This window comes from Alicycliphilus sp. T452 (assembly GCF_054512775.1).
Window position 1 is genome coordinate 49,205 of the sequence record NZ_JBTNEH010000027.1, and the last position, 7,720, is coordinate 56,924.

Sequence of the window (7,720 nt, forward strand, 5' to 3'; positions counted from 1 at the left end):
TTTTCATTACAAACCCTTTGCTTGATCGCCACAAGCCATGCTCCGCCTCTCCGAACTGCGCCTGCCCCTGGCCGCCCTGCCCCTCGAACCCGAACGGCACCCCGAAGCCGCCCTGCGCGCCCTGGCCGCGCAGGCGCTGGGCGTGGACGGCGGCGCCATCGCCGCGCTGCAGGTCCACAAGCGCAGCTTCGACGCGCGCAAGGCCGACCTGCTGGCCGTGTACATCGTCGACGTGGCGCTGGCCGACCCGGCGCAGGAGAGCGCGCTGCTGGCGCGCCACGCCGCCGACCCGCACATCCAGCCCACGCCCGACATGGCCTGGCGCCCCGTGGGCCATGCCCCGGCCGCAGGCATGGAGCGCCCCGTGGTCGTGGGCTTCGGCCCCTGCGGCATCTTCGCCGCTCTGGTGCTGGCGCAGATGGGCCTGGCGCCCATCGTGCTCGAACGCGGCAAGGCCGTGCGCGAGCGCACCCGGGACACCTGGGGCCTGTGGCGCAGGCGCGAGCTCAACCCCGAGAGCAACGTGCAGTTCGGCGAGGGCGGCGCCGGCACGTTCTCGGACGGCAAGCTCTACAGCCAGATCAAGGACCCGCGCCACCTGGGGCGCAAGGTGCTGCAGGAGTTCGTCGCCGCGGGCGCGCCGCCCGAGATCCTGTACACGGCGCACCCGCACATCGGCACCTTCCGGCTGGTGAAGATGGTGCAGGCGCTGCGCGCGCAGATCATCGCCCTGGGCGGCGAAGTGCGCTTCGAGCAGCGCGTGACCGACGTGCTGCTGGAGGGCCGCCACCTGCGCGCCCTGCGCGTGCTCGACCTGCGCACGGGGCAGGAGAGCGAGCTCGCCACGTCGCACGCCGTGCTGGCCCTGGGCCACAGCGCGCGCGACGGCTTCGCCATGCTGCACGCGCGCGGCGTGGCCATGCAGGCCAAGCCGTTCTCGGTGGGCGTGCGCATAGAGCACCCGCAAGGCGTGATCGACCGCGCGCGCTGGGGCAAGCATGCGGGCCACCCCCTGCTGGGCGCTGCCGACTACAAGCTGGTGCACCACGCCCAAAACGGACAAGCACGCGGGCGCACCGTCTACAGCTTCTGCATGTGCCCCGGCGGCACCGTGGTGGCCGCCACCAGCGAGCCCGGGCGCGTGGTGACCAACGGCATGAGCCAGTATTCGCGCGCCGAGCGCAACGCCAACGCCGGCATGGTGGTGGGCGTGGACCCGCGCGACTATCCGCGCGACCCCGCCGTCTTCGAGGCGCTGCTGGGCGCCACCCATGGCGTGGAGGCCCTGCCCCCGGGCCAGACGCACCCGCTGGCCGGCGTCGTGCTGCAGCGCCAGCTCGAATCGCGGGCCTTCGCGCTGGGCGGCGGCGACTACAACGCCCCGGCGCAGCGCGTGGGCGACTTCCTCGCGCGCCGCGCCTCCACGGCATTGGGCGAGGTGGAGCCCTCCTACAAGCCCGGCGTGACCCTGGCCAGCATGGACGACGCCCTGCCCGCCTACGCCACCGAGGCCATGCGCGAGGCCCTGCCCGCGTTCGCGCGCAAGATCCGCGGCTACGACATGGCGGACGCCGTGCTCACGGGCGTGGAGACGCGCACCTCCGCCCCGCTGCGCATCGACCGCGGCGAGGACTTCCAGAGCCTGAACACCCCCGGCCTGTACCCCGCGGGCGAGGGCGCGGGCTACGCGGGCGGCATCCTGTCCGCCGGCGTGGACGGCATCAAGGTCGGCGAGGCCGTGGCCTGCGCCATGCTGGGCCTGCCGCTGCCGTCCTCGGGCACGCGCGGCTCGGGCGGCGCGGCCTGAACTCCACCCGGCCCGTCCCCCTCGTCCGCGCCCTGCGCGGCGTCAATGCGCTGCATGTTGTCCAGCAGCTTCAGCAGGTAGTGCAGCGCGTGCACCTGGTCGCTGGCCGAAAAACCCTCCAGCGCCCGCGCGTAGTAGTCCTCGATCTTGGCCTGGGCGCCCTGCTCCCAGGTAGTGCGCCCCTCCTGCGTCATCGCCACCAGGCGTGAGCGCCGGTCGCGCCCGTCGGGCGCGCTGCGCACGTGGCCCTCGCGCTCCATGCGGCCGATCAGGCCCGCCAGGTTCTGCCGGCTCACCATCAGATAACGCGCCAGCGCCCCGATGCTCATGCCCTCCGGGGCGCGCGAGAGCGCGCCCAGCACCGCCCACTGCTGCGTGGTCAGCCCTTCCGACTCGACGGCGCGCGACCCTGTTTTATGCAACATGTTTGCGCATTGATACAGTTTGAAGAACAGCCTGTTGGCCAGCTCCATACGCGCAGCATCGCGCTCATTATTCTGGTTTTCCATGATGCACCTTCCATTCGAACTCTTGCCTTTGCACGATTGCAGGCTTAATATAGGCAACATATTTACATAAATACCGATGGCGGGCCAGTGACCGCCAAGCACGAGCAACCACCGACCAGGAGATAGAGCACATGCAAGGACTCAAGAACCAGACCGTCATCGTGACCGGCGGCGGCGGCGGCATCGGCAGCGCCACCTGCCGCCGTTTCGCGGCCGAGGGCGCCAAGGTCGCGGTGTTCGACATGAACCCCGCCGCCGCCGAGGAGGTGGCCGCCGGCATCCGCGCCGCGGGCGGCCAGGCCGCCGCCTTCCGGTGCGACATCACCGACCGCGCCCAGGTGGACGCCGCCGTGGCCGCCACCGGGGCCCAGTTGGGCCCCGTCAACGTGCTGGTCAACAACGCCGGCTGGGACGTGTTCAAGCCCTTCGTCAAGACCGTGCCGGCCGAGTGGGACAGGCTGATCGCCATCAACCTCACCGGCGCGCTGCACATGCTGCACGCCGTGCTGCCCGGCATGTCCGAGCGCAGGTCGGGCCACATCGTCAACGTGGCCTCGGACGCCGCGCGCGGCGGCTCCTCGGGCGAGGCCGTGTACTCCGCCTGCAAGGGCGGGCTGGTGGCGCTGTCCAAGACACTGGCGCGCGAGCATGCGCGCCACGGCATCAACGTGAACGTGGTCTGCCCCGGCCCGACCGACACCGCCCTGCTGGCCGGCGTGGCCGAGGGCGCGCGCGACCCCGCCAAGCTCATCGAGGCCTTCAGGAGCGCCATCCCCATGGGCCGCCTGGGCCGGCCGGAGGACCTGGCCAGCGCCATCGTGTTCTTCGGCAGCGACGACGCCTCCTTCATCACCGGCCAGGTCATCAGCGTCTCCGGCGGCCTGACCATGCACGGCTGACCCCGGCCCCCTTCCCCTCCCCTCTTTTTCCCCAAGGAGCACCTCATGCAATTCGAAGACATCCTGTACGAAGTGAAGAACGGCGTGGCCTGGATCACGATCAACCGGCCCGAGAAGATGAACGCCTTCCGCGGCACCACCTGCGACGAGCTCATCAAGGCCCTGAACAAGGCCGGCTACGACCGTGACGTGGGCGCCATCGTGCTGGCCGGCGCGGGCGACCGGGCCTTCTGCACCGGCGGCGACCAGTCCGCGCACGACGGCAACTACGACGGGCGCGGCACCATCGGCCTGCCGATGGAGGAGCTGCACACCGCCATCCGCGACGTGCCCAAGCCCGTGATCGCGCGCGTGCAGGGCTACGCCATCGGCGGCGGCAACGTGCTCGCCACCATCTGCGACCTGACCATCTGCTCGGACAAGGCCCAGTTCGGCCAGGTCGGCCCCAAGATGGGCTCGGTGGACCCGGGCTACGGCACGGCCTTCCTGGCGCGCGTGGTGGGCGAGAAGAAGGCGCGCGAGATCTGGTACCTGAACCGCCGCTACAGCGGCGCCGAGGCCGTGGCCATGGGCCTGGCCAACTTCTGCGTGCCGCACGACCAGCTCGACGCCGAGGTGCAGAAGATCGGCGAGGAGCTGTGCGAGCGCAGCCCCACGGCGCTGGCCATCGCCAAGCGCAGCTTCAACATGGACACGGCGCACCAGGCGGGCATCGCCGGCATGGGCATGTACGCGCTCAAGCTGTTCTACGACACCGAGGAGTCGCGCGAGGGCGTGACCGCGCTCAAGGAAAAGCGCAAGCCCGAGTTCCGCAAGTACGCCAGGTAAGGCGCCCCGGAGAGCCGCGATGAGCCCGAACCCCTACATCAACGAAGACCTGCAGGCGCTGGCCGGGACCGCGCGGCGCTTCGCCCAGGAGCGCGTGGCGCCGGGCTTCCTGGAGCGCGACAAGACCCGGACGCTCGACCGCGCGCTGATGCGCGAAATGGGAGAGCTCGGCTTCCTGTGCCCCGAACTGCCCGAGCGGTTCGGTGGCCTGGACATGGGCTGCCTGGCCGCGGGCGTCATCCACGAGGAGATCGCGCGCGCCGACCTGAGCGTTTCCTACCTGAACCTCCTGTCCTCCCTCAACGGGCAGATCCTCTCGCGCTATGGCGACCCCGAGGTGGTCGGCCCGTGGCTGCGCAGGCTGGTCTCGGGGGAGGCCCTGTGCGCCATCGCGCTGACCGAGCCCCGCGGCGGCTCCGACGCCGCCAACCTGCGCCTGCGCATCGAGCGCAGCGGCGACTCCTACGTCATCAACGGCGAGAAGACCTCCATCTCGGCCGCCGACCAGGCCGACATCGCCGTGGTCTTCGGGCGCACGGGCAGGCCCGAGGACGGGGCCCATGGCGTGACGGCCCTGCTGGTCCCCATGGACACCCCGGGCATCACCACCAACCGCTTCGACTGCCATGGGCAGCGCGCGATCGGCCGCGGCTCCATCTTCTTCGAGAACGTGCGCGTGCCGGCGAACCACCGCCTGGGCGACGAGAACAAGGGCTTCGTCCAGGTGATGCAGGGCTTCGACTACTCGCGCTCGCTGATCGGCCTGAGCTGCCTGGCGGTGGCGCGGGCCGCGCTGGAGGAAACCTGGCAGTACATCACGCAGCGCGAGGCGTTCGGCCAGCCGCTCTCGGCCTTCCAGGGCGTCACGCATCCGCTGGCGGCATTCGATACCGAGGTGGAGGGCGCGCGGCTGCTCAGCCTGCAGGGCCTGTGGCTCAAGGACAAGGGCCTGCCCCATTCCGCGGAGGCCGGCATGGCCAAGTGGTGGGGGCCCAAGCTGGCCTACGACGTGATCCACCAGTGCCTGCTGTGCTTCGGCCACGGCGGCTACGACCGCGGCCCGATGGAGCAGCGCCTGCGCGACGTGCTCGGTTACCAGATCGGCGACGGCACGGCCCAGATCATGAAGACCATCATCGCCCGCGCCCGTGCCGGGCGCAGGAACGTGCCCGCCTGAAAGAGCGCGGCACACGACACCGAAGGAGACAAACCATGGAATTCGACGCCGTACTGCTGCCCCCGCGCCGCGCCCGCATGACCGCCCAGGGCCTGTGGCGCGACCGCACCATCAACGACTACCTGGACGCCTGCGTGGCCGCCTGTCCCGACAGGCCCGCGCTGTCCGCGCTGCAGGTGGAGTCGGGCGCCATGCGCCGCTTCAGCTACCGCGAGCTCGCGCAGATGGCCGACCGCATCGCCGTGGGCCTGGCACGCCTGGGCGTGGGCCGTAACGACGTGGTGGCCTGCCAGCTGCCCAACTGGTGGCAATTCACGCTGGTGTACCTGGCGTGCTCGCGCATCGGCGCGGTGATGAACCCGCTGATGCACATCTTCCGCGAGCGCGAGCTGTCGTTCATGCTCCGGCACGGCGAGGCCAAGGTCATGATCGCGCCCAAGGCCTTCCGCGGCTTCGACTTCGAGGCCATGCTCGCCGCGCTGCAGCCCAGCCTGCCGGACCTCAGGCACCTGGTGGTCGTGGGCGGCAGCGGCGCCAACAGCTTCGAGGCGCTGCTGTCCGGCCCCGAATGGGAGAAGGAGGCCGACGCGCAGGACATCCTCACGCGCAGCCGCCCCGGCCCGGACGACGTGACCCAGCTCATCTACACCTCGGGCACCACGGGCGAGCCCAAGGGCGTGATGCACTCGGCCAACACGCTGTTCTCCAACATCGTCCCCTACGCCGAGCGTCTGCGCCTGGGCGCGGACGACACCATCCTCATGGCCTCGCCCATGGCGCACCAGACCGGCTTCATGTACGGGCTGATGATGCCCGTGCTGCTGCAGGCCGGCGCCGTGCTGCAGGACGTGTGGGAGCCGAAGAAGGCCGTTGCGCTGATCCAGGCCGAGCGGGCCACCTTCACCATGGCGTCCACGCCCTTCCTGACCGACCTGGCGCGCACGGTGGCCGAGTCCGGGCAGGGCGTGCCCACGCTGCGCACCTTCCTGTGCGCCGGCGCGCCCATCCCCGGGCCGCTGGTGGAGCAGGCGCGCTCCGCGCTGGGCGCCAAGGTGGTCTCGGCCTGGGGCATGACCGAGAACGGCGCGGTGACCCTCACGCGGCTCGACGACGACGACGAGCGCTCCGTCCACACCGACGGCTGCCCGCTGCCGGGCGTGGAGATCAAGGTGGCCGGCGTGGACGGCCGCGCCCTGCCGCCCGGCGAGCCGGGCCGGCTGCTGCTGCGCGCGTGCTCGAACTTCGGCGGCTACCTGAAGCGCGCCCAGCTCAACGGCACCGACGAGGGCGACTGGTTCGACACCGGCGACCTAGCCCGCATCGACGAGCGCGGCTACGTGCGCATCACGGGCCGCAGCAAGGACGTGATCATCCGCGGCGGCGAGAACATCCCCGTGGTGGAGATCGAGTCCCTGCTCTACAAGCACCCCGCCATCGCCATGGCCGCCATCGTGGCCTACCCCGACGAGCGCCTGGGCGAGCGCGCCTGCGCCGTGGTGGTGCCCAAGCCCGGCCAGAGCATCGACCTGCCCGCCATCGTGGAATTCCTGAAGAGCCAGAAGGTGGCCCTGCAGTACATCCCGGAAAAGCTGGTGGTCAGGGAGGCCATGCCCGCCACGCCGTCCGGAAAGATCCAGAAATTCAGGCTGCGCGAGATGCTGCAGCAGGATGCAGGCAGCGCCGCGAACTGAAGCCTCCCAGGGTGCGTTCGCTCTCAAAAAAATAGCTTGCAGCGCTTGATATACAAGCGCTGCAAGCCGTTTTGCCTGAAAATCGATCCTGGGGACGCCTTTACAGCGCCTTGGCCAGCTCCGGCACGGCCTGGAACAGATCGGCCTCCAGCCCGTAGTCGGCCACGCCGAAGATCGGCGCCTCCGGGTCCTTGTTGATGGCCACGATCACCTTGCTGTCCTTCATGCCCGCCAGGTGCTGGATCGCCCCCGAGATGCCGCAGGCGATGTACAGCTGCGGCGCCACGATCTTGCCCGTCTGCCCCACCTGCAGGTCGTTGGGCGCGTAGCCCGCGTCCACAGCCGCGCGGCTCGCGCCGATGGCCGCGCCCAGCTTGTCGGCCAGCGGGGTGATGACTTCCTGGAATTTCTCGCTGCTGCCCAGCGCCCGACCGCCCGAGACGATGATCTTGGCGGCCGTGAGTTCGGGCCGGTCGCTCTTGGCGATTTCGCTGCCCACGAAGCTGCTTTTGCCGCTGTCGGCCACGGCGGCCGTGGTTTCGACTTGCGCCGCGCCGCCCGTGGCGGCCGCAGCGTCGAAGCCCGTGGTGCGCACGGTGATGACTTTGACGCTGTCGCCGCTTTGCACGGTGGCGATGGCGTTGCCGGCGTAGATGGGGCGCTCGAAGGTGTCGGCGGCCACGACTTTGGTGATGTCGCTGATCTGCGCCACGTCGAGCCTGGCGGCCACGCGCGGGGCCGCGTTCTTGCCGCCGGCCGTGGCGGGGAAGAGGATGTGGCTGTAGTTGCCGGCGATCTGCAGGATCTGG

The 7,720-nt window shown here is 70.4% G+C and carries 6 protein-coding genes and 1 pseudogene; 5 read left to right on the top strand and 2 right to left on the bottom strand.

The features are described from left to right. The first annotated feature begins 37 nt into the window (after positions 1-37). Entirely contained in the window at positions 38-1,807 is a 1,770-nt protein-coding gene (locus ACX12L_RS19455; protein ID WP_459264091.1) for an NAD(P)/FAD-dependent oxidoreductase, read from the top strand. Between the two features lie 8 nt (positions 1,808-1,815). Here the strand turns inward: ACX12L_RS19455 and ACX12L_RS19460 are convergent. Further along, a pseudogene (locus tag ACX12L_RS19460) lies at positions 1,816-2,316 on the bottom strand (MarR family winged helix-turn-helix transcriptional regulator); the annotation flags it as partial. A 131-nt stretch (positions 2,317-2,447) separates the two neighbouring features. Between ACX12L_RS19460 and badH the strand changes: the two are divergent. Genes badH through aliA form a run of 4 tightly spaced genes read left to right on the top strand, consistent with a single transcriptional unit; the run spans position 2,448 to position 6,911 of the window. Further along, positions 2,448-3,215, top strand: coding sequence for a 2-hydroxycyclohexanecarboxyl-CoA dehydrogenase (gene badH, locus ACX12L_RS19465; protein ID WP_459264092.1), 768 nt, complete (start codon positions 2,448-2,450; stop codon positions 3,213-3,215). Between the two features lie 45 nt (positions 3,216-3,260). After that, positions 3,261-4,043, top strand: coding sequence for a 2-ketocyclohexanecarboxyl-CoA hydrolase (badI, locus tag ACX12L_RS19470; protein WP_459264093.1), 783 nt, complete (start codon positions 3,261-3,263; stop codon positions 4,041-4,043). A gap of 19 nt (positions 4,044-4,062) precedes the next feature. Next, positions 4,063-5,220: a cyclohexanecarboxyl-CoA dehydrogenase gene (gene aliB / locus ACX12L_RS19475; protein WP_459264094.1), complete on the top strand. Its 1,158-nt coding sequence runs from the start codon at positions 4,063-4,065 to the stop codon at positions 5,218-5,220. A 35-nt stretch (positions 5,221-5,255) separates the two neighbouring features. Continuing rightward, the gene (gene aliA / locus ACX12L_RS19480; protein WP_459264095.1) at positions 5,256-6,911 is read left to right on the top strand and encodes a cyclohexanecarboxylate-CoA ligase; all 1,656 of its coding nucleotides are present in this window, start codon (positions 5,256-5,258) and stop codon (positions 6,909-6,911) included. A 100-nt stretch (positions 6,912-7,011) separates the two neighbouring features. On the opposite strand, the gene ACX12L_RS19485 is transcribed toward aliA, so the two are convergent. After that, positions 7,012-7,720: electron transfer flavoprotein subunit alpha/FixB family protein (locus tag ACX12L_RS19485; RefSeq protein WP_459264096.1), on the bottom strand; the 709-nt coding region annotated here is incomplete at its 5' end.